The organism is Microbacterium sp. HSID17254 (genome assembly GCF_003989315.1).
Taxonomy (GTDB): Bacteria; Actinomycetota; Actinomycetes; order Actinomycetales; family Microbacteriaceae; genus Microbacterium.
In genome coordinates this window covers 23,449-44,707 of the sequence record NZ_RBLT01000008.1, presented here as the reverse complement: position 1 = coordinate 44,707, position 21,259 = coordinate 23,449, and the positions used below count along the sequence as shown (strand labels likewise).

The window sequence follows — 21,259 nt, the reverse complement described above, 5'->3', positions numbered from 1 at the left end:
TACTCTAGACCGGCATCCGCCGAGGGGCGGGACGCCGGTGGAGGGAAAACCAGGACGCCCGGTCCCGCGCCGCGCACCTCGTAGACTTGCGGAATGATCGACCTCGCACTCCTCCGCGAAAATCCGGAGATCGTCCGCCGTTCGCAGGCTGCCCGTGGCAACGACCAGAGCACCGTCGACGTCGCACTCGAGGCCGACCGATCGCGCCGCGCGGCACTGGCCGCGTTCGAGGAGCTCCGCGCGGAGCAGAACGCCTTCGGCAAGCAGGTCGCGAAGGCGCCCAAGGAGGAGAAGGCCGCCCTGGTCGCGCAGGCGAAGGACCTCGCCGACCGGGTCAAGCAGGCCCAGCACGCGGCCAACGAGGCCGCCGACGCCGCGGCTGCAGCCCTCGCCCGGATCGAGAACGTCGTCATCGACGGTGTTCCCGCCGGCGGTGAGGAGGACTTCGTCGAGCTGCGGCGCGTCGGGGAGGTGCCGGCGTTCGACTTCGAGCCGCGGGATCACCTCGAGCTCGGGGAGATGCTCGGCGCGATCGACATGGAGCGCGGTGCCAAGGTCTCCGGCGCGCGGTTCTACTTCCTCCGCGGAATCGGCGCCCGCCTCGAGATCGCACTCATGAACCTCGCCCTCGACAAGGCGCTGCAGAACGGCTTCGTCCCGCTGATCACGCCCACGCTCGTGCGTCCGGAGATCATGCAGGGCACCGGCTTCCTCGGCGAGCACGCCGATGAGGTCTACCACCTCGACAAGGACGACGACCTCTACCTCGTCGGCACCAGCGAGGTCGCGCTCGCCGGGTACCACAAGGACGAGATCGTCGACCTCGCGCGCGGGGCCCTCCGGTACGCCGGATGGTCGACCTGCTACCGTCGGGAGGCCGGCTCGCACGGCAAGGACACCCGCGGAATCATCCGCGTGCACCAGTTCAACAAGCTGGAGATGTTCGTCTACACGACCGCCGAGGACGCCGAGGCGGAGCACCTGCGGCTCGTCGCGCTGCAGGAGGAGATGCTGACCTCGCTCGGCCTCGCCTACCGGGTGATCGACGTCGCCGCAGGAGACCTCGGGTCGAGCGCGGCGCGGAAGTACGACATCGAGGCCTGGGTGCCCACTCAGGGCGCCTTCCGCGAGCTGACCTCCACGTCGAACTGCACGACCTTCCAGGCGCGGCGTCTCGACGTCCGGTACCGCCCGGCCGCGGAGGACGGCGGGACGGCGCCGAAGACCCAGCACGTCGCGACGCTCAACGGCACGCTCGCGACCACGCGCTGGATCGTCGCTCTGCTCGAGACGCACCAGCAGGCGGACGGCTCGGTGCGGGTCCCCGAGGTCCTGCGCCCCTACCTCGGCGGACTCGAGGTGATCCGCCCGCTCGCCGACGAGCAGGCCGCCCGATGACAGCGCCCTGGCTGGTCGGCCTCGACGTTGACGGGACCATCCTCCTGCAGGACGAGACGATGAGCCCCGGCGTGCCCGAGGCCGTCGCCCGGGTGCGGGACGCGGGTCATGTGGTGACCATCGCGACGGGACGAAGCTGGATGGCGACCCGCCGCTACGTGGAGGAGCTCGGGCTGACCGCGGACTACGTGGTGTGCTCCAACGGTGCGGTGACCATGCGCCGTGACGGCGACGAGTGGGAGCGCTGGCACGTCGAGACCTTCGACCCGACGCCGGTGCTCGCCCTGCTCCAGGAGCGCCTTCCGGACGCGCGCTACATGGTCGAGCTCGGGTCGGGGCAGCGGCTGTTCACCGAGCAGCTCGACGACTGGACGCTCGACGGCGGCCGCCAGGTCGACTTCGAGGAGCTCGGGGCCCTCCCCGTCTCCCGCATCGTCGTCGTCTCGCCCGGACACGATGAGGACGACTTCCACCGACTCGTCGCCGACGCCGGACTCAACGAGGTCTCGTATGCGATCGGCTGGACGGCGTGGCTGGACATCGCCCCCCAGGGCGTCGACAAGGGGACGGCGCTGGAGCGCGTGCGCGACGAGCTCGGCCTCGACGCGGCCCGGGTCCTCGTCGCCGGGGACGGACGCAACGACATCGGCATGTTCGGCTGGGCGCGCACCGGCGGCGGCCGCGCCGTGGCCATGGGACAGGCGCCCGCCGAGGTGAAGGACGCCGCGGGTGAGGTGACCGCCGACGTCGAGCAGGGAGGGCTTGCGGCGGCGCTGAACACGCTTCCAGCACCCGCCCAGGTCGACGCAGGAGAATAGAACTCGGCTAGACTCGCGCCTGGTCGGCAGATGTTTCTGTCGGGAGGGTTGTCCGAGCGGCCGATGGAGCTGGTCTTGAAAACCAGTGGGCAGAGATGTCTCGTGGGTTCGAATCCCACACCCTCCGCTTCCTGAGCGCGGTACCCCCGCCGTCGCTGAATTCGAAAGGGCCCGAGTGAGCGAGAACACCCGCCGCCGCCGCACCGTCGCGCGACATGGTCAGCTGCGCTCGCCCGGCGCCGCCAGTCAGCTGCTCAAGCTCCTCGCGATCAGCATGGCGGTGGTGCTCGTCAGCGGCATCGGGGTCGCGGCCTACATCTGGTTCGACTTCTCGAGCACGGTCTCGGCGAACGCCGTCGACCTCGACGGCCAGGAAGACCTCCCGCCGGACATCAGCGCGTACAAGGGCGGGTTCAACCTCGTCCTCACCGGCGTCGACACGTGCGAGGACGACTACAAGCAGTACTTCGGCGACCGGTGCACGGGCGGCGACGCCGAGGGCACCCTCAACGACGTGAACCTGCTCGTGCACGTCTCGGAGGAGCCGCGGCGGATCACGGTCGTCAGCTTCCCGCGCGACCTGATGATCCCGATCCCGTCCTGTGAGGACGAGGACGGCAACGCCACCGCCGCGATGAGCAAGCAGCCCCTGAACGTCGCGTACACCGACGGCGGGCTGAACTGCGTCGTCCGCACGATCTCCACCCTCACGGACCAGGAGGTGCAGTTCGCCGCCTCCGTGACGTTCGGCGGCGTCATCGAGATCACCAACGCGATCGGCGGCGTCGACGTCTGCCTCGCCAACCCGATCCGCGACCGCTACACCGGTCTCGACATGGCCGCCGGCACCCACACCGTCCAGGGCCTCGAAGCCCTGCAGTTCCTCCGCACCCGGCACGGTGTCGGCGACGGCAGCGACCTCGGCCGCATCGGCAACCAGCAGCAGTACATGTCCAGCCTCGCGCGCAAGCTCATCAGCGGTGAGGTGCTGGGCAACGTGCCGGTCATGCTGAAGCTCGCCAACACCGGCATCCAGAACCTGGAGACGAGCACGTCGCTCGCCGATCCCATGATGATCGTGCAGATCGCGCTCGCCGTGAAGTCGGTGCCGTTCGAGGACATCGTGTTCGTGCAGTACCCGACGCTGACCGACTGGAACGACCCGAACAAGGTCGTGCCGAACGAGGAGGCCGCCGTCGCGCTCTGGGACGCGATCGAGGCCAACGCCCAGCTACAGATCACCCACGAGAACACCAGCAACGACGGCGTCGTCGTGCAGGACCCGACGACTCCGACCGAGCCGACCGAGCCCGTCGAACCGACGCAGGAGGCGACGCCGACCCCGACGACCGCTCCGGACGTCGTGGCGCTGCCGGATTCGATCAAGGGCAACTCCGCCGCCCAGCAGACCTGCTCGAACGGCAACGTGCGCTGATCGCCCCTCAGGCGCCCCGCGGGCGGTAGACCGTCGGCGGGTGCGTCGTCGCCACGAGAGCGCGGAGCTCCGAGAGCGCGGCCGGCGCCGCTCCCCGGGCCCGCGCCTGGACGAGGACGTTGCCGAGAGCGGTCGCCTCGACAGGACCGGCGAGGACGGGAAGCCCGGTGCGGTCCGCGGTCGCCTGACACAGCAGCCGGTTGAGAGACCCGCCGCCGACGAGGTGGACGACGTCGAGGGGCTGGCCGGAGAGCCGCGCCGCCGTCCCGACGGCGTCGGCGAACGCGGCCGCGATGCTCTCCACGACGAGCCGGACGAAGGCCGGGCGCGAGGCGGGGGCGGCGACGCCGCTCGCGCGCAGGAGATCGGCGATACGCGCCGGCATGTCGCCGGGGGCCGAGAGCGCGGGGTCGTTCGCATCGAACACCGCCGACGGAGGCTCCGCGGCGGCGGCCTCGGCGAGCAGTCCCGACAGATCGATGGACGCTCCGTCTTCGGCCTCCCAGGCCCGCACGGTCTCGCTGAGGAGCCACAGTCCGGTCACGTTGTGGAGGACGCGGAAGCGGTCGTCCACGCCGCGTTCGTTGGTGAAGTTGGCGTCCCGCGCCGCCGCCGTGAGGATCGGCTCGACCCGCTCGACCCCGACCAGTCCCCAGGTGCCGCAGGAGATGTACGCGGCACGGGGTGACGTCATCGGGACGGCGACCACCGCCGAGGCGGTGTCGTGCGAGCCCACGGCGATCACCGGCAGATCCGCGCCGATGCGCTCCGCGACCCCGGGGCGCAGCCGACCGATGACCGTGCCGGGATCGACGAGGTCCGGCAGGAGGGAGGCGTCGATGCCGAGGCGGGTCGCGAGCGCCCGGTCCCAGGTGCCGGCACTCACATCCAGCAGCCCCGTGGTCGAGGCGTTGGTCCGTTCGGCGACGCGGGCGCCGGTGAGGAGGAAGGCGAGGAGGTCCGGGATGAGGAGCGCGGTATCGGCGTCGTGCCGGAGCTCGTCCGCCCGGAGCTGGTAGAGCGTGTTGAACGGGAGGAACTGCAGGCCGTTGCGTGCGTGGAGGTCGTCGAACGGGACGAGGGAGTGCACCTCGTCCACCCCGCGGGCGGTGCGGTCGTCGCGGTAGTGGAACGGCTCCGCGAGCAGCTCGCCGGCGCGGAGGAGGCCGTAGTCGACCGCCCACGAGTCGATCCCGATCGACTCGATGCCCGGTTCCCGGCGGACCGCTTCGGCCAGGCCGTCGAGGACATGGGCGACGAGCGCGTCGAAGTCCCAGTGCAGACCGTCGCCGCGGGCGACCGGGCCGTTCGGGAAGCGGGAGACCGGCTCGAGCTCCAGGACGCCCGGCCCCACGCGGCCGATCATCACGCGGCCGCTCGTGGCGCCGAGATCCACCGCCGCGACCGCACGGACGTGCCGTGCGGTTGCGGGCGAGCGGTCGTCGGTCATCGCAGGAACGCCGCGGCGACGCCGGAATCGACGGGGATGTGCAGCCCGGTGGTCCGACTCAGCTCCGGTCCGGTCAGCACGAAGACGGCATCCGCGACGTTCTCCGGCACGACCTCGCGCTTGAGGATGGTGCGGTTGGCGTAGAACTGGCCGAGGTCCTCTTCCTTGACGCCGTACGTGGCCGCCCGGTTCGCTCCCCACCCGGAGGCGAAGATGCCGGAACCGCGGACCACACCGTCGGGGTTGATGCCGTTGACCCGGATGCCGTGCTCGCCGAGTTCCACCGCGAGCAGTCGCACCTGGTGCGCCTGGTCGGCCTTCGTCGCCGAGTAGGCGATGTTGTTCGGACCCGCGAAGACGGAGTTCTTGGAGGAGATGTAGATGATGTCGCCGCCGAGCCCCTGATCGATGAGCACCCGGGCCGCCGCCTTCGAGACGAGGAACGAGCCCTTCGCCATCACATCGTGCTGGAGATCCCAGTCCTTCTCGGTCGTCTCCAGCAGCGGCTTCGACAGCGAGAGACCCGCGTTGTTCACGACGAGGTCGAGGCCGCCGAACGCGAGCACCGCCTCGTCGATCGCCGCCTGCACCGCGTCGGCGTCGGCGACATCGGCGGCCACCCCGATGGCGACGTCCTCGTTCCCGAGCTCGGCGGCCGCGGCTCTGGCCTTGCCGAGGTCGAGGTCGGCGACGACGACGCAGGCGCCCTCCGCGGCGAGGCGGGTCGCGATGGCCTTGCCGATCCCGCTCGCGGCACCGGTGACGAGGGCGATGCGGCCCTGGTGGGACTTCGGCTTCGGCATCCGCTGCAGCTTCGCCTCCTCCAGCGCCCAATACTCGATGCGGAACTTCTCCGCGTCGGAGATGGGGGCGTAGGTCGACAGGGCCTCGGCACCGCGCATGACGTTGATCGCGTTGACGTAGAACTCGCCGGCGACCCGTGCGGTCTGCTTGTTCGCCCCGTACGAGAACATCCCGACGCCGGGCACGAGGACGATGAGCGGATCCGCGCCTCGGATCGCGGGGGATTCGGCGGTCGCGTGGGCGTCGTAATAGGCCTGGTAGTCGGCGCGGTAGGCGGCGTGGAGCTCCCGCAGGCGTTCCGTCTGCTCCTCCAGGGTCGCGGTGGCGGGCAGGTCGAGGAGGAGCGGCTTGACCTTGGTGCGCAGGAAGTGGTCGGGGCAGCTCGTGCCGAGGGCGGCGAGGGCCGGAGCCTTCTCGGACGCCAGGAAGTCGAGGACCACGTCGCTGTCGGTGAAGTGGCCGACCATCGGCTTGTCCGTCGACGCGAGACCGCGGGTGGTGCCGGCGAGGGCGGCCGCCCGTGCGCGGCGCTCCGGCTCCGGCAGGGCCTCGAAGCCCGATCGCGTGCCGCCGAACGGCGCGGGGGAGCCGTGCTCCGCGATGTAGGCGGCGGCGGTGTCGATCATCCACAGGGAGTTCGCCTCCGCCTCCTCCGAGGTGTCTCCCCACGCGGTGATGCCGTGGCCGCCGAGGATCGTGCCGATGGCCTGCGGGTTCTCCGCCTTGATCTGCGCGATGTCGAGTCCGAGCTGGAAGCCGGGGCGGCGCCACGGTACCCAGACGACCCGATCGCCGAAGATCGTCGTCGTGAGTGCCTCGCCGTCGGCCGCGGTGGCGATCGCGATTCCCGAGTCGGGGTGGAGATGATCCACGTGCGGGGCGTCGACCAGGCCGTGCATCGCGGTGTCGATCGAGGGGGCGGCGCCGCCCTTGCCGTGCAGGCAGTAGTCGAACGCCGCGACCATCTCATCCTCCCGCTCGACCCCGGGATAGACATCGACGAGCGCGCGCACGCGGTCGAGGCGGAGGACCGCGAGACCGGCCTCGGTCAGGGTGCCGAGGTCACCACCGGAGCCCTTCACCCAGAGGAGTTCGACCGGCTGCCCCGTCACCGGGTCGATCTCGGTGCCCTTGGCGGAGGTGTTGCCGCCCGCGTAGTTCGTGTTCTTCGGGTCGGCGCCCAGGCGGTTGCTCCGCGCGATCAGGTCGGCGGCGGTGGGGTTGGTCATGTGAGTCCTCGGTTCGTGAGTGAAGATGCCGGTCGACGCCGGAGAGTCAGGGGAGCTGCAGGATCCGAGTCGCGAACCGATCGATCGTCGCGGCGAAGGCGGATTCCTCGGGGCGGTTGAGGTGCCCGTGGGTGGTGCCCGGCTCGACGACGACGTCGACCTCCACGCCGGCGGTGGCGAGGGAGCCGGCGAACGCCTCGCCGGACATACGGAGTTCGTCGGTCTCGTCGTTGACCATGATGGTGGGCGGGAAAGAGGCGAGCGCCGTCGGCTCTGCGGTGCCGGGGACGGCATAGACGTCCGCCGTGTCGGGGTCGCTCCCGAGATAGTTCTCGTACATGCCCCGCACGAAGTCCGGGGTGAACACGTCAGCGGAGGGATCTCCGTCGAGCAGGGCACGCAGCTCCGGGTCGGGAGCGGCCTGCACCGCCTGCAGGGTCGGGTAGGCGAGGACCGCGAGTGCGGGCACCACGCCGCCCTCGTGCGCGAGGCGGAGCGCCGCGCCGGTGGCGAGGTTGCCGCCTGCGCTGGCTCCGCCGATCGCCCAACCTCGCGAAGCGACGTCCGACGTGGCGGCCCAGCGGAACGCGGAGACCATCTCGTCGTGCGGGACGGGGTAGTGCACACCCCCGCGCTTCTCCGCGCCGAGGCGTGCGCTCCACTCGGCTGTCATCGGGGCGAGGGCGTAGTCCACGCTCACCACGGCGATCCCGTGGTCGACGAACGCCCGCGCGACGGCGTCGGCCTCCGCCATGTCGATGTCGCCGCCGGCGAATCCGCCGCCGTGAGCCCACACCAGGCCGTGGCCGCTCGGCGACTTCGGGGAGTAGACGCGCACACGCAGCGGCCCGTGCGGCCCGTCCAAGACGTGATCGTGGATGTCGCGCGCGCTCATACGCTCAGGCTCCCCAGCCCGCCTGCACGCCGCCCACGCGCTCCTCCGCGATCCGCTGCCCGTACCCGGAGGCCGCGTACGCCGCCATCGGGTCGGCGGGCAGCCCGCGCTCCTCTCGCCACGCGGCCAGGGCCGGGCGGACGTCGGTGGAGAAGGCGTCCATGAAGACGGCGTTCGCGGTGAGCACGTCGCCGCTGCGCTGGGCAGTCGTCAGCGCATCCCGGTCGACGAGCAGCGCCCGCGCGGTCATCTCCTGCACGTTCAGGACGGAGCGGATCTGTCCGGGGATCTTGTCCTCGATGTTGTGGCACTGGTCCAGCATGAAGGCCACGTCGGGGTTGTTCAGCCCGCCGCCCCGGATCACCTCGAACAGGATCCGGAACAGCTGGAACGGGTCGGCGGCACCCACGATGAGGTCGTCGTCCGCATAGAAGCGGGAGTTGAAGTCGAACGAGCCGAGCTTGCCGAGGCGCAGCAGCTGCATCACGATGAACTCGATGTTGGTGCCCGGCGCGTGGTGACCGGTGTCGAGGCAGACCATCGCCTTGTCGCCGAGGGCGGTCACCTGCACGTAGGACGTCCCCCAGTCCGGGACGTCGGTGTGGTAGAACGCCGGCTCGAAGAACTTGTACTCGAGCACGAGGCGCTGGTGGTCGCCGAGGCGCGCGTAGATCTGCTGCAACGAGTCGTGCAGGCGGTCCTGGCGTCCGCGCAGGTCGGCCTGACCGGGGTAGTTCGACCCCTCCGCCAGCCAGATCTTCAGGTCGCGGCTGCCGGTGGCGTCCATGACGTCGATGCAGGCCAGGTGGTGGTCGATGGCCTTGCGGCGCACGGCCGCATCCTCGTGGGTGAGGGCGCCGAACTTGTAGTCGTCGTCCTGGAAGGTGTTGGAGTTCACGGTGCCGAGGGCGACGCCGTGGTCCTCGGCGTGACGGCGCAGGTCGTCGAAGGAGTCGACCAGATCCCACGGGATGTGCAGCGCCACGGTGGGGGCGAGCCCGGTGTGGGCGTGGACCTGCGCGGCGTCGGCGATCTTCTCGTACGGGTCGCGGGGCGTGCCGGGAGTGCTGAACACCTTGAACCGGGTCCCGGAGTTGCCGAACGCCCAGCTGGGCAGCTCGATGCTCTGCTTCTCGAGCGCGGCGAGGATGTCGGGGGTGAGGATGCTCACGATGCACGGCCTTCGTTGTCGGTGGCGGGTGTGACGCTCTCGCCGGCGGCGGCGAGCTGGTCTTCGAGGTGGAACACCTCGGTGAGAGGGGTGGCGGCCTGATCGGGACGGCCGTCGAGGTCGAGGAAGAAGGGGGCCATCTCGGCCTCCCAGCGTGCGGCGACGGGGGAGGCGGCGAGGTACGCCTGCGCGGCCGCATCGTCATCGGTCTCGTAGTAGCCGAAGAGCACCCCACCGCTTCCGAGGAAGAGGCTGTAGTCGCGCCGTCCGGCGGCCGCGATCTCGCGGAGCATCTCCGGGCGCACCGGCGTGTGACGGGCGAGGTACTCGGGCAGCAGCTCGGGCTTCACCTGGAGCTGGAAGGCGACGCGGGTCATGCGATTCCTCTCGGGGGTCCGGCCGGCGCCCGCGGGGAACGCCGGCCGGAGGCGACTCAGAAGTCGAAGTCGCCGATGTTGTCGGCGTCGAACACGAACGGGTCGCCCAGCAGGACGATGCCGTCGGCGCCGACGGTGTACTCGCCGAGGTCGCCGGCCTCGAAGGTGTCGCCCTCTTCGCCGGTGATGTCGCCGGCGATCAGGGCCTGGGCGGCGTAAGCGGCCAGGTAGCCGAGGTCGGCCGGGTTCCACAGCGCGAAGGCGGTGACGGTGCCGTCCTCCACGTACTCGCGCATCTGGTTGGGCGTGCCGAGTCCGGTCAGCGCGACCTGGCCCTTGAAGTCGGACGTCGACACGTAGCGCGCCGCGGCGGCGATGCCGACCGTGGTGGGCGAGACGATGCCCTTGAGGTCCGGGTGGGTCTGCAGCAGCGCGGCCGTCTTGTCGAACGACGTCTGGTCGTCGTCGTCGCCGTAGACCGTCTCGACGATCGTGATGTCGGGGTACTCGCTGGCGACGTACTCCTCCATCAGCTCGATCCAGGCGTTCTGGTTCGTGGCGTTGGCCGACGCGGAGAGGATGGCGATCTCCCCGGCGCCGCCGATCTGCTCGGCGATGAGGTCGATCTGCACCTTCGCGATGCCCTCGGAGTCGGCCTGGTTGATGAACAGGTCGCGGCAGTCCGTGTTGGTGTCGGAGTCGAAGGTGACGACCTTGACCCCGGCATCCCTGGCCTCGTTCAACGCGTCGCAGATGGCTTGCGGGTCGTTGGCCGAGACGACGAGGGCGCCGACACCCTGCTGCGTGGCCGTGTTGATGTAGCTGACCTGGGCGTCGGGCGTGGCCTCGGCAGGCCCGACCTCGGAGAACGTGCCGCCGAACTCCTCGACGGCCTTCTTGCCGCCCTCGCTGGACGTGTCGAAGTACGGGTTGCCGAGGTTCTTGGGCAGGAAGGTGATCGAGGCGTTCGCCCCGTCGCCGCCGCCGTCTCCGCCGCCGTCGGTGGAGCCGGCGCAGCCGGTCAGTGCGACCGCCGCCGCCACCGCGAGGGCGGCGAAGGCGGTGACACGCTTGCGTGCAAACGTCATTGTTCGTTCCTTTCGTCGGGAGATGCCGCGGATGCGGCGTCCATCGGTGCCTTCGTCGCTGTGGCGGCACCGGCGGGGGGTCTGCCCGGTCGGCGGCGTGCCTTCTGCAGCCAGGCCAGGAAGCTTGCGGCCACCACCGAGATCACGAGAAGCGTGCCGGTGATGATGTTGATGACGTCGGAGGTGACGTTCACCAGGCGGAGCGCACTCGCGAGCGCGCCGATGAGGAAGGCGGCGGCGATGACGCCGTAGATCTTGCCGCGACCGCCGAACACCGACACCCCGCCGAGCACGACGGCCGCGATGACCTGGAGCTCGAGGCCGGTGGCGTTGTCGCCGCGGGCGCTGCCGTAGCGGAGCGTGTAGAAGATGCCGGCGAACGCGGCGACCGCTCCGGACAGCACGAACAGGATGAGCTTCGTGCGCTCGACGTGCACACCGGAGAAGTGCGCCGCGTCCTTCGACAGCCCGATCGCGTACACCCCGCGGCCGAAGGGTGTGAAGTGCAGCAGGACCGCGAAGACCGCGACGAGCAGGAGGAACGGGATCGTGATGACGGGGATCGGGGTGCCCGCGATCTTCGCCTTGGCGAGAGCCGTCCAGAACTCCGGGAAGTCGGTGACCGCGGCCGTGCCGAGCAGCCCGACGGCGAGGCCGCGGAAGAGGGCGAGCGTGCCGATCGTGACGGCGAGCGAGGGCAAGCCGACGACCGTCACGAGGAAGCCGTTGAACGCGCCGCCGACCACGCCCACGACGAGGGCGGCGAGGGCCGCGAGCTCGAACGGGATCCCTGACTGCACCAGAGCGCCGGTGACGACGCTGGACAGTCCGACCATGCTGCCCACCGAGAGGTCGATCTCGCCGGTGATCATGATGAGGGTCATCGGCAGGGCGATCAGGAGGATCGGCGCGATGTCGAGCAGCAGGTAGGTCAGCGTGATGGGCTGTCCGAACCCGCGGATGCTGGAGGCCGAGACGACCGCGACGAGCAGGAGCAGACCGACGATCGCGGCCTCGCGCGTGAGCAGGAGCCGGCGCCACAGGGGCTTGTCGTAGTCGCGGATGACGCGGGTGGTCGCGGTGGCGGTCGCGGTGGTCATGATTCGTCCCTCGCCTCGATGAGCCGCCGTCTCTGCCGCACCGCGAGCACGCGGTCGAGCACGATGGCGCCGATGATGAGCAGGCCGACGACGGCACGCTGCCAGAAGTCGGGGATGCCGAGGATCGGCAGAGCGCGGTTGATGGTCAGCAGCAGGACGGCGCCGATCGCGGCGCCCCACACCGAGCCGATGCCGCCGGTGATCGCGACGCCGCCGATGACGGCCGCGCCCACCGCGTCCAGCTCCCATCCCGCTCCCGCCTGGGAGTTGATGGTGCCGTACCGGGCCGCGTAGAAGACGCCGGCGAGTCCGGCGAGCGCTCCCGACAGGACGAACGCGGTGAGCACGCGGCGCGTGACGCGCAGGCCGTAGAGCTCGGCCGCCGCGGGGTCGGAGCCGATCGCGTAGAACTCCCGGCCGCCGCGGGTGTTCTTCATGTACCAGGCGGCGACGGCGAGCACGACGACCGCGACGATCGCGAGGATCGGGATGCCGAGGACCTGCCCCGTGCCGAGGGCGAGGAAGTCGCGCGGCATGTCGGAGGCGTTCACGCGGTCGCTGCCGGTCCACAGCACGTTGATGCCGCGGTAGGCGTAGAGGGTGCCGAGGGTGATCACCATCGCCGGCACCTTGGCGTATGCGACGAGCGCACCGTGTCGGGGCCGAGCAGAGCGCCGAGCACCACGGCGGCGACCACGACCAGGACGATCGGGATGCCGGGGATGTCGATGAAGAGCCGACCGGTCAGGTACGCGGTCAGACCCATCACGGAACCCACGGACAGGTCGACGTTGCGCGTGATGAGGACGATGGCCTGTCCCACGGCGACGAGCACGAGGATCGAGGGCGTCAGCAGCAGGTCGCGCCAGCCGTCGGCGCTGAACAGGAACTTCGGATTGTTGAGGGTCGCGGCGGTCACCACGAGCACGAGGGCCAGGAGGATGCCGAACTCGCGGGCCCTGCCGAGACCGGAGATGCGCTTGGTGAGCGCGGAGACGGGGATGGCGGTGGTCACGAGCTGAGCTCCGATGCGTGCGTCGCGGCGAACATGACGTTCTCGGAGGTGGCCTCCGAGCGGGGGATCTCGGCCGTGATGCGACCCTCGCGCATCACGAGCACCCGGTCGGCCATGCCGAGCACCTCGGGCAGCTCGGACGAGATCATGAGGATGCCCATGCCCTGACCGGCGAGCTGGGACAGCAGGCGGTGCACCTCGGACTTGGTGCCGACGTCGATGCCGCGGGTCGGCTCGTCGATGAGCAGCACCTGCGGCTGCGTGGCGAGCCATTTCGCGAGGACGACCTTCTGCTGGTTGCCGCCGGAGAGCGTCGCGGCGACGGTGTCCAGGGCGTGGGTCTTCACCTCGAGCCGCGACGCCCACTCCCGGGCGGCGCGGTTCTCCATCGCTGTGGTGAGCAGGCCGAGGCGGGCGAGACGCCGACGGATCGCGAGGGTGATGTTCCCGCCGACGCCGGCTTCGATGACGAGGCCCTGCTTCCGGCGGTCCTCGGGGACGAGGGCGAGACCGGCGCGCATGGCGTCGACCGGACGGCGCGCGCGGATCCGGCGGCCCTTCATGCGCACGCTGCCCTCGCGGTACCCGTCCACGCCGAAGACCGCGCGCGCGACCTCGCTGCGCCCGGCGCCGACGAGGCCGGCGAGCCCGACGATCTCGCCCGCACGGACGGAGAACGAGATGTCGTGGAAGAGGCCGGGGCTCGTGAGCCCCTCGACCTCGAGCAGCGGCTCGCCGATCGTCGCCTCCTGCTTCGGGAACAGCTCGGACACCTCGCGGCCGACCATCTGGTGCACGAGTTCGTCGACCGTGGTGTCGGCGATGGCGGAGGTCGCGATGTACGCGCCGTCTCGCATGACCGTGACGGTGTCGCAGAGCGCGAACACCTCGTCGAACCGGTGCGAGATGAAGATGAGGCCGCGGCCCTCGTCGCGCAGGCTCCGGGCGATCGCGAACAGGCGCTCCACCTCCACGCCGGAGAGCGCCGCGGTGGGCTCGTCCATGATGAGCAGCGTGGCGTCGAGGGAGACGGCCTTGGCGATCTCGATGACCTGCTGGTCGGCGATCGACAGGCCTTCGGCGGGGCGGTCGGGGTCGATGGTGACGCCGAGGCGGGTGAAGAGGCGCTCGACCTCGTGGCGCATGGCCTTGCGGTCGATCCGCCCGAACCGCCCGGTCGGCTGGCGGCCCATGAAGATGTTCTCGGTGACGGAGAGGTCGGGGAAGAGCGTCGGCTCCTGGTAGATGACCGCGACGCCGGCCGCCTTCGACTGGGCGGTCGAGGTGAAGTCCACGTCTTCGCCGCGAAGCCGGAAGACCCCGCCGTCGCGCTGGTAGAGACCGGCGACGATCTTCACGAGCGTGGACTTGCCGGCCCCGTTCTCGCCGACGAGCGCGTGGATGGAGCCGGGGCGGACGGCGATGGTGCCGGAGCGCAGGGCGATCACCGACCCGAACGCCTTCTGGACGTCGGCGAGCTCGAGCACGGGCGCCGTCGTGGGTGAGGACATCATTTCTCTCTCCATTGAGGGAATGAATCGTTTCAAACCCTGATGGAGATGAGACTAGGGGCTGTGTTGACGCGTGTCAATACGGCATGAGAGTCTGAGGCGATCCCCGCGGATGAGTCGTTTCAGCGGCGGGAGCCGGAGGGAGGGCGCGATGGCCGTCAGTGTGCGGGAGGTCGCCGAGGACGCGGGTGTCTCCGTCGGGACCGTGTCGAACGTGCTCAACCGGCCGGAGAAGGTGGCCGCGGAGACCGTCGCGCGTGTGCAGGCGTCGATCGACCGCCTCGGGTTCGTGCGCAACGACGCGGCACGGCAGCTCCGTGCGGGGCGCAGTCGGACGATCGGCCTCGTCGTGCTCGACATCCGCAACCCGTTCTTCGCCGAGGTGATCCGCGGAGCCGAGGAGCGCGCCGACCAGCACGGACTCTCCGTCCTCGTCGCCAACAGCGACGAGAAGCAGGAGCGGGAGGCGATGCATCTCGATCTCTTCGAGGAGCAGCGGGTGACCGGCGTGCTCGTCACTCCCGTGGCGGAATCCCTGCCGCGGCTGGTGCGGATGCATGAGCGCGGGACGCACGCCGTGCTCGTCGACCGGGAATCGCAGGACGAGCGGTTCGCCTCCGTCGCCGTCGACGATGTCGAGGGCGGACGCATCGCGACCGAGCACCTGCTGGCGGTCGGTCGTCGCCGGATCGCCTTCGTCGGCGGCCCGGTCGCGCTGCGCCAGGTCTCCGACCGCCTGAGCGGCGCGCAGGCCGCGGCGGCCGCGGCGGGGATCGGGCTGGAGTTCATCCCGACCTCCGCGCTCACCGTCGAGGAGGGACGCCGGGCCGGTGCGCAGATCCTCGACCGCGCCCCCGGGGACCGGCCTGACGCGGTCTTCGCGGCGAACGACCTCCTGGCCCTGGGCCTCCTGCAGAGCCTGGTGATGACCGGCGACGCCCGGGTCCCCGAGGACATCGCACTCGTGGGCTACGACGACATCGACTTCGCCGCGGCCGCCGTGATCCCGCTCAGCTCGGTGCGGCAGCCGGCCGCCCTCATCGGCTCGACCGCGGTCGACCTGCTGCTGCGGGGGCAGGACGAGGTGGCACCGGCGCCGGAGCACGTGCTGTTCCGGCCGGAGCTCGTCGCCCGCCGCTCGACGACCGGGGAGTGACCGTCAGGCCGGGGTCGATGTGGTGCGTTGGGCGCTCGCACCCCGCATGATGCGGGCGACGGCGGTGATGAGGAAGAGCTGCCCGGTGATCCCCTCGGCGACGGCCACCGCCTGCACGCCCGGTCCGACGGGGACGAGGTTCCCGTAGCCCGTCGTGGTCAGTGCCGTGAAGGAGAAGAAGAGCTGATTGCCGAGCGAGTCGTTCGCCGCATCTCCGAACAGCGGCGTCGGCAGCAGCAGCGACAGCAGGTTGTAGACGAAGGCGAAGAACATGCCGACGAGGATGTACGCGGTCACCGCGGCCAGGAGGGCCTCGACGTCGAGGCCTCGGCGGGTGACCTGGTGCGCGATGATGGCCCACGGCGCCACGAGCAGCGCGATCATGGAGGCGGCGGAGAGCGCCACGGCGAGCGCCGGACTGTCCGTGGCGAAGAACGCCGCGAGGAGGGCGGCCAGGCCGGCGGCCGAGAGCACGACCCACGACACCCGCTGCACCAGGGCGTGCGCCCTGGTCACGCGGAACACGATCGCGACCGTGACCAGCATCGCCAGGAACGCCCAGGGGCTGGGGACCGTGCCGGGCTGGGCCGCGCACAGTCCGTACGACACGATGAGGAGGGCGAGCACCGCGGCATAGCCCAGGGCGCCGCGCCTCGGGTCGGCCGGGGCGGCGAACCCCGCGCGGACGTGCGCTCCCGATGGCTCGGACATGGCGTCTCCTCTCGCGTCCGCGGGCGCCGGACCCTCGCAACGTGCGGCCAGTATCGCAGGGCATGCGGCCGGCTCCAGGGAGCATCCGAGATCGGCGGTTCGTGACCACGCGCCGGACCCGTTATGATGGTGGGGTGCATCCGTGCTCTCGAGCCGGATGCCTGGAGACGTCGCATAGTCCGGCCTAGTGCACCACCCTGCTAAGGTGGAGTCCCCTTACGGGGACCAGGGGTTCAAATCCCCTCGTCTCCGCCAAATTTTTCCTGGTCAGATCCGGTTTTCTTCCGGGAAACCGCCGGAACCACCGTTACCGAGATAGCCCCGACCCTCGTTGCTGGACAGCGGAGCTTCAGCGAGCATTGCGGTCTGCCATCAGGTGCGCGACGACCGGCGCGAGTGCGACGCCCAGGGCGTGGTGCTGGTCGGCGTCGAGATGCACGCCGTCGTGCTTGCTGCTGGTGGTGATCGTGTTCGAGTCGAAAAAGACGCAGCCGGTGTCTTCGCTGACCTGTCGAATTGCCTGCGCGAGACCCTGTGCGGCGATATCCCCGCCCGCGAACTTCGGGCCGATCGGTCCTCGAGGGTTCTCGAGCTGCGGGGGCGCGATGACGAGAATCGGCGGGGTAGGCATCCCGGGCTCGATCGGTGCTGTCCTGATCGCGTTGATGAGCGCTGCGATGCCCATCGCGGAGTGCCAGGGTTTGTGCTGGTGCATGGATTGGAAGTCGTTGGTGCCGAGTAGGAGAATCACGAGGTCGAGCGGTGATTGCGCTTCTATGACCTGTTGGATGCCGCTGAGGGCGTTCCGCCCCGGTTTGTATGGGTCGTCGAAGGCGGTGCGGCGCCCGTTGAGACAGTCCTCCGTGAGCCGGATGTGACCGTCCCATCCCGCGTTGAGCGCGGCGTGCAGAACTCCGGGCCAGCGCTCTTCGAAAGGAAGTCGCTGCCGAGTCGTCGGGACTATGCCCCAGGTCAGCGAGTCCGAGTACACAAGGATGTGCTTCGTCGTTGGCATCTTGGCTCCTTTGCGTTGCCGTCGTTTCTTTTTGCGTTCACGGGTCTGGAAGGAGGATCGTGGCGAGGTTGACGCGTTGCTGACCGTCCTCCCGTTCCGTCAGGTAAGGAGTGAGTAGCTCAGCGAGGCCTGCCTGAATCGTGGCGAGATCCTCCCTGCTCACGTACAAGGGCGTTCGGGCGAATCCGACCAGCTCACGGGCTTCGGGAGAATCCGCGCTGAGGAAGCGATCGAAGTCACCCGTGACGTCTCCCAGGAAAGCCAGGAAGGCAGTGCTCAGCTGCGCGCTGCTCATCGCAGAAAGCTCAGCGTGGTCAATGGCTGCCATCCGGTCGCCCAGCGCCAAGGTTCGCTCGATCGCACCACGAGATCTGCGCTCGTCGACCACTGCGACAACCTCGGCATCGAGGAGGGCAGCCACATGTCGGTAGAGCGTGGCCTGCGGGATATCCGGGAGCGCCTCGCGCAACTGCGCCGTCGTGCGGTTGCGGCCACCCAGCTGCTGGACGATCCGCAATCGCACCGGGTGCAGTACGACCTTTGCCAGAGCAGTCCCGTCGGGCACGTTGACTCCTCACTGTTATCACGATGATAATGTTCTCAGTACGATTTCCACTCTAGCGATCGAGGAGAGAACGATGACGAACATCACATACGACCGAGCCGGAGTGCACGTGCAGTTTCCCGGTTGGGAGTCGACGATGACGGGCTTGCCGAAGCTGTTGATTCCGAGGTCGGCGATCCGTGGTGTCGCGAGCGAACAGGGATGGACTTCCGAGATCCTCGGGATGAAGTCCGGTCTCGTCATCTCCGGCTACCGCAAACTGGGCACGTTTAGGCACCCTTCCGGGGTGCGGCGCCTGGTCTCAATGAAGCGCGGGCACCCGCTGCTGCGGATCGCCGTCGACCGGGCCGCCGTCGGGTTCGACGAGATCCTCCTGAGCACCGATGCTGCAGCGTCGATCGCGGCAGACCTCCGATCGGATGTGCACTCTTGAACGCTGCGATCGAGGTAGAGGCGCTCTCCAAGCGGTTCGGAAACGTCGTTGCACTCGAAGATGTGAACGTGAAAGTCGAGTATGGGCGCATCGTCGGGTTTCTCGGGCCCAATGGGGCAGGGAAATCGACGCTGATGCGCGCGCTACTCGGCCTGATCCGCTCAGACAGCGGTGAGACGCTCATCGCCGGCCTGCCCTACGCCCACCTGTCTGCGCCCGCAAGTACCGTGGGCGCGGTCCTGGACATCGCGTCAGCGCATCCACGCATGACAGCACGCGCTCACCTTCACACCTACGCGGCACTCGGAGGAATGGACCGGTCGCGGGTGGACACCGTGCTATCCCTCGTGGGGGCGCAGTCGTACGCCGATCGTCGAATCGGCGCCTTCTCCACCGGGATGCGGCAGCGCCTCGCGCTGGCCACCGCGATGCTCGGCGACCCGGACATCCTCGTGCTCGATGAGCCGTCGAACGGTCTGGACCCAAGCGGAATCGCGTGGCTCCGCACATTCCTGCGCGGGTTCGCCGATGCTGGCGGCGCCGTACTGCTCTCCAGCCATGTGCTTCATGAGATCGAGCACGCGATCGACGACGTCATCCTCATCGACCAGGGCCGCACCGTCTGGACGGGCGCGCTCGAACGACTCGTGGCGCAAGATGCTCCTCTCGAGGAAGCATTCCTGCACCTCACGCAGAAAGGACCTCTCTCATGAATGCCGTCTACGGAGAGGTCGTGCGACTGCGCGCCACCGGAGTAGCACTGTGGTCGGCAGTGGTTGCGCTCGCGTGTGGTGGCGGATTGACGCTTCTCCTTGCGCTCACCGGACCGCAGAACGCCCAGCCTCCCATGCCGGACATCGACACCCCCGAAGGCGTTGGATTCGTGCTCGGCATCGGGACCGTGCTTCTGTTCATCCCCGCGCTGGTCGGGACCATCGCGATCACAAGCGAGTATCGACACCGCACGATCGGCACGACGCTCCTCGTCGTTCCTCGACGGGGTCGAGTACTAACAGCCAAGCTCGCCGTGTACACAGTGCTGGGCATCGTCTACGGAATGATCGCATCTCTGTCGGCATTGCTCGCCCTGATCGTCGCAGCATGGGTGCGCGGTGTACCGCTGGGCGTCGATGCGGTGGATCTGGCGCCGGCCCTCATACAGCTCACCCTCGCCGCTGCGGCCTACATGCTGCTCGGAGTAGGTATCGGCGCGTTGGCGCGTTCACCCTTCGTCGCGATCGGCGTCGTGCTCGGCTACTTCCTGTTCGTCGAGTACATCCTGATGCTGGTTCCCGGCGTCAACGCGATTTACCCGTTCCTGCCGGGCGGCGCGACGGCATCGCTGACGAGTTTTGACTTCCTCACCGGCGCGATCGCGAGCCAGACAGCGCTGACGCCTGCGACGATGGTCTCACCTGTGCTCGGCGCTGCGATTCTCGTGGCATACGCGGTCATCGCGGCGATTCTCGCCGTCTTCGTTCCCCTTCGGCGAGACCTGAGGTGACCGGATCCAGGGTCTCGCCGAACGAAAGCCTCTATGTCTGCACATACGCGCTCGCGTAGTCCTCGCTGGGGGCCACGGGCTGGATGATGTCGAGCAGGACGCCGTCGGGGGCGGCAACGATGAAGTGCCGCTGACCGAAGTCCTCATCGCGAAGCGGTAACACCACGTTCGCCTCTGTCTTGCCGGCCAGCTGCGTGTGGACGGCATCGACGTCGCTGACTTCGAGGTTGACGATCACTCCTCGGGGAAGCTCACGGTATCCGTCCGGCACCGTGGGGTGATCGTGAGCCAAGATCGCCAGCTCGAACTCCCCTAAGCGCAAGCTGACATACCAGTCGGATTCAAAGGTCGTCTCAAAACCGATGAAGTCGCGGTAGAAGGACGCCGCGGCGTCGACATCGCGAGACATGAGCACGGGATAGAGGCTGGTGACGGACATTGCACTCCTTTACGTACGATATGAATGTAAAGAAGTCAGTATACATACACGCTGTACGTAAAGGGAGAGGACCATGCCTCGCGCCTCCGCGGCCGACGCCGCCCAGACAGCCCAACGCATCCTCGATTCGGCGAAGGAGCTCTTCTCAGCACGAGGCTTCAGCGAAGTCTCGGTCGATGACGTCGCCCGGGACTCCGGGGTCACGCGAGGCGCGGTCTACCACCACTACCGGAACAAGGTCGCACTGTTCGGCGAGGTCGTCGCCCGCCTCCAAGCCGACGTCGCACGAGCTGTCGTCGCGGCAGCAGAGAAGGCAGACCCGCAGCCTCTCGAACAGCTCAGGGCCGGGTCGCACGCATTCCTCGATGCGATCACGAACGGGGCGGCCATGCGAATCCTGCTCATCGATGCACCAGCGGTGACCGGCTGGCAGGAATGGCGCCGACTCGACGCGGAGAACTCGGCGACACATCTGCGAGAGGCACTACGTGAGGCGGGAGTTGCAGAAGACATCCTCGATGCGTCGACCGCGCAGCTCTCCGGCGCGATGAACGAGGCGGCCCTCTGGACGGCCCAACACGAGGACACCGACCTGGCTCGTCGGCAATCTCATAAGGTTCTCGACAGACTACTCACGGCCTACGTGTCGTAGAGCCGGTTCTGGGGCATGGGCGAGCTTTCCAGAGATTCGCACGATGTCAAGGAGGTCGCGCGCGTCGAGCCGATCGGCGAAGCGGCGGCGCACGGATTCCAGGTGCACGGCAGTCGCTCCGCGAAGGGCGTCGAGCCCGAGTGGGGCGAGTACGAGCAGACAGCCGCGACCGTCTGCCGGGTCGGGGTCACGGCGAATCAGCTCTCGCGCTTCCATCCTGCCGGCCTGACGCGAGAGCCTGCTTCGCGACCACCCCATCTTCTGCGCCTGGGCATGCAGTGTGCTCGTCATCTCCGGCGCTTCGACCAGGGTGCTGAGTACTTCGTAGTCGGGCTCCGAGAGACCTGATGCAGCAAGGTCGTGCACCACACCGGCCTGCACTGCGATCGTCATGCGACGAAACGCGCGCCAGGCGACCTCCTCGTCCTCGCTCAACCAAGGCGCCGCCGACCCGATCCTTTTCGTTGACATGTAATCATTCTACGATCTATGC

At 69.0% G+C, this 21,259-nt stretch carries 21 protein-coding genes, 2 tRNA genes and 1 pseudogene; 10 read left to right on the top strand and 14 right to left on the bottom strand.

The features are described 5' to 3' along the window. Nucleotides 1–93: 93 nt before the first annotated feature. From serS to D8M34_RS06435, 4 genes are all read left to right on the top strand, one after another. Nucleotides 94–1,398, top strand: coding sequence for a serine--tRNA ligase (serS, locus tag D8M34_RS06450; protein WP_025104574.1), 1,305 nt, complete (start codon nucleotides 94–96; stop codon nucleotides 1,396–1,398). After that, complete coding sequence (locus D8M34_RS06445) at nucleotides 1,395–2,216, top strand: HAD family hydrolase (protein ID WP_025104573.1); 822 nt, start codon at nucleotides 1,395–1,397, stop codon at nucleotides 2,214–2,216. Before serS ends, D8M34_RS06445 begins: the two co-directional genes overlap by 4 nt. A 42-nt stretch (nucleotides 2,217–2,258) precedes the next feature. Next, nucleotides 2,259–2,343, top strand: a tRNA-Ser gene (locus D8M34_RS06440). A gap of 48 nt (nucleotides 2,344–2,391) precedes the next feature. Further along, entirely contained in the window at nucleotides 2,392–3,651 is a 1,260-nt protein-coding gene (locus tag D8M34_RS06435; protein ID WP_126893495.1) for an LCP family protein, read from the top strand. Between the two features lie 7 nt (nucleotides 3,652–3,658). Here D8M34_RS06435 and D8M34_RS06430 read toward each other — a convergent pair whose 3' ends face one another. The 9 genes and pseudogenes from D8M34_RS06430 to D8M34_RS06390 all read right to left on the bottom strand — a co-directional run bounded on the left by D8M34_RS06430 (nucleotide 3,659) and on the right by D8M34_RS06390 (nucleotide 14,294). Then, nucleotides 3,659–5,101: a rhamnulokinase gene (locus D8M34_RS06430; protein ID WP_085603989.1), complete on the bottom strand. Its 1,443-nt coding sequence runs from the start codon at nucleotides 5,099–5,101 to the stop codon at nucleotides 3,659–3,661. Continuing rightward, nucleotides 5,098–7,134, bottom strand: a complete 2,037-nt coding sequence (locus tag D8M34_RS06425; protein ID WP_126893494.1) for a bifunctional aldolase/short-chain dehydrogenase — start codon at nucleotides 7,132–7,134, stop codon at nucleotides 5,098–5,100. Before D8M34_RS06425 ends, D8M34_RS06430 begins: the two co-directional genes overlap by 4 nt. Nucleotides 7,135–7,180: 46 nt before the next feature. Then, on the bottom strand, nucleotides 7,181–8,029 hold the full coding sequence (locus D8M34_RS06420; protein WP_085603984.1) for an alpha/beta hydrolase fold domain-containing protein: 849 nt from the start codon (nucleotides 8,027–8,029) through the stop codon (nucleotides 7,181–7,183). Between the two features lie 4 nt (nucleotides 8,030–8,033). After that, nucleotides 8,034–9,200 carry an L-rhamnose isomerase gene (gene rhaI, locus D8M34_RS06415; protein WP_085603981.1) on the bottom strand — a complete coding sequence of 389 codons (1,167 nt, stop codon included), beginning with the start codon at nucleotides 9,198–9,200 and terminating at the stop codon, nucleotides 8,034–8,036. Beyond that, the gene (locus D8M34_RS06410) at nucleotides 9,197–9,577 is read right to left on the bottom strand and encodes an L-rhamnose mutarotase (RefSeq protein ID WP_085603978.1); all 381 of its coding nucleotides are present in this window, start codon (nucleotides 9,575–9,577) and stop codon (nucleotides 9,197–9,199) included. Before D8M34_RS06410 ends, rhaI begins: the two co-directional genes overlap by 4 nt. A gap of 56 nt (nucleotides 9,578–9,633) precedes the next feature. Then, nucleotides 9,634–10,665 carry a rhamnose ABC transporter substrate-binding protein gene (gene rhaS / locus D8M34_RS06405; RefSeq protein ID WP_126893493.1) on the bottom strand — a complete coding sequence of 344 codons (1,032 nt, stop codon included), beginning with the start codon at nucleotides 10,663–10,665 and terminating at the stop codon, nucleotides 9,634–9,636. After that, on the bottom strand, nucleotides 10,662–11,765 hold the full coding sequence (locus tag D8M34_RS06400) for an ABC transporter permease (protein WP_085603972.1): 1,104 nt from the start codon (nucleotides 11,763–11,765) through the stop codon (nucleotides 10,662–10,664). Before D8M34_RS06400 ends, rhaS begins: the two co-directional genes overlap by 4 nt. Beyond that, a pseudogene (locus tag D8M34_RS06395) lies at nucleotides 11,762–12,780 on the bottom strand (ABC transporter permease). Before D8M34_RS06395 ends, D8M34_RS06400 begins: the two are co-directional and overlap by 4 nt. Beyond that, nucleotides 12,777–14,294, bottom strand: coding sequence for a sugar ABC transporter ATP-binding protein (locus D8M34_RS06390; RefSeq protein WP_126893492.1), 1,518 nt, complete (start codon nucleotides 14,292–14,294; stop codon nucleotides 12,777–12,779). The pseudogene D8M34_RS06395 and the gene D8M34_RS06390 overlap by 4 nt, the downstream one beginning before the upstream one ends. A gap of 148 nt (nucleotides 14,295–14,442) precedes the next feature. On the opposite strand from D8M34_RS06390, the gene D8M34_RS06385 reads away from it, so the two are divergent. Next, on the top strand, nucleotides 14,443–15,447 hold the full coding sequence (locus D8M34_RS06385) for a LacI family DNA-binding transcriptional regulator (protein WP_025104562.1): 1,005 nt from the start codon (nucleotides 14,443–14,445) through the stop codon (nucleotides 15,445–15,447). 3 nt (nucleotides 15,448–15,450) lie between these two features. On the opposite strand, the gene D8M34_RS06380 is transcribed toward D8M34_RS06385, so the two are convergent. Continuing rightward, nucleotides 15,451–16,158 carry a potassium channel family protein gene (locus tag D8M34_RS06380; RefSeq protein WP_082802896.1) on the bottom strand — a complete coding sequence of 236 codons (708 nt, stop codon included), beginning with the start codon at nucleotides 16,156–16,158 and terminating at the stop codon, nucleotides 15,451–15,453. A gap of 163 nt (nucleotides 16,159–16,321) precedes the next feature. On the opposite strand from D8M34_RS06380, the gene D8M34_RS06375 reads away from it, so the two are divergent. Then, nucleotides 16,322–16,413, top strand: a tRNA-Ser gene (locus tag D8M34_RS06375). Between the two features lie 94 nt (nucleotides 16,414–16,507). Here the strand turns inward: D8M34_RS06375 and D8M34_RS06370 are convergent. Further along, nucleotides 16,508–17,173: an SGNH/GDSL hydrolase family protein gene (locus D8M34_RS06370; protein ID WP_126893491.1), complete on the bottom strand. Its 666-nt coding sequence runs from the start codon at nucleotides 17,171–17,173 to the stop codon at nucleotides 16,508–16,510. 37 nt (nucleotides 17,174–17,210) lie between these two features. Continuing rightward, on the bottom strand, nucleotides 17,211–17,738 hold the full coding sequence (locus D8M34_RS06365; RefSeq protein WP_126893490.1) for a helix-turn-helix domain-containing protein: 528 nt from the start codon (nucleotides 17,736–17,738) through the stop codon (nucleotides 17,211–17,213). Nucleotides 17,739–17,811: 73 nt separating this feature from the next. On the opposite strand from D8M34_RS06365, the gene D8M34_RS06360 reads away from it, so the two are divergent. From D8M34_RS06360 to D8M34_RS06350, 3 genes are read left to right on the top strand one after another with little or no spacing between them, the layout of a single operon-like run. Then, on the top strand, nucleotides 17,812–18,171 hold the full coding sequence (locus D8M34_RS06360; RefSeq protein WP_126893489.1) for a hypothetical protein: 360 nt from the start codon (nucleotides 17,812–17,814) through the stop codon (nucleotides 18,169–18,171). Continuing rightward, the gene (locus tag D8M34_RS06355) at nucleotides 18,168–18,884 is read left to right on the top strand and encodes an ABC transporter ATP-binding protein (protein WP_126893488.1); all 717 of its coding nucleotides are present in this window, start codon (nucleotides 18,168–18,170) and stop codon (nucleotides 18,882–18,884) included. The genes D8M34_RS06360 and D8M34_RS06355 overlap by 4 nt, the downstream gene beginning before the upstream one ends. Further along, nucleotides 18,881–19,675 carry an ABC transporter permease gene (locus tag D8M34_RS06350; RefSeq protein WP_126893487.1) on the top strand — a complete coding sequence of 265 codons (795 nt, stop codon included), beginning with the start codon at nucleotides 18,881–18,883 and terminating at the stop codon, nucleotides 19,673–19,675. Before D8M34_RS06355 ends, D8M34_RS06350 begins: the two co-directional genes overlap by 4 nt. A 31-nt stretch (nucleotides 19,676–19,706) precedes the next feature. On the opposite strand, the gene D8M34_RS06345 is transcribed toward D8M34_RS06350, so the two are convergent. After that, nucleotides 19,707–20,114, bottom strand: coding sequence for a VOC family protein (locus tag D8M34_RS06345; protein ID WP_126893486.1), 408 nt, complete (start codon nucleotides 20,112–20,114; stop codon nucleotides 19,707–19,709). 73 nt (nucleotides 20,115–20,187) lie between these two features. Here D8M34_RS06345 and D8M34_RS06340 point away from each other — a divergent pair, with 73 nt between their 5' ends. Further along, complete coding sequence (locus D8M34_RS06340) at nucleotides 20,188–20,766, top strand: TetR/AcrR family transcriptional regulator (protein WP_126893485.1); 579 nt, start codon at nucleotides 20,188–20,190, stop codon at nucleotides 20,764–20,766. On the opposite strand, the gene D8M34_RS06335 is transcribed toward D8M34_RS06340, so the two are convergent. Further along, on the bottom strand, nucleotides 20,743–21,237 hold the full coding sequence (locus D8M34_RS06335; RefSeq protein WP_126893484.1) for a MarR family winged helix-turn-helix transcriptional regulator: 495 nt from the start codon (nucleotides 21,235–21,237) through the stop codon (nucleotides 20,743–20,745). The genes D8M34_RS06340 and D8M34_RS06335 overlap by 24 nt on opposite strands. Nucleotides 21,238–21,259: the final 22 nt, after the last annotated feature.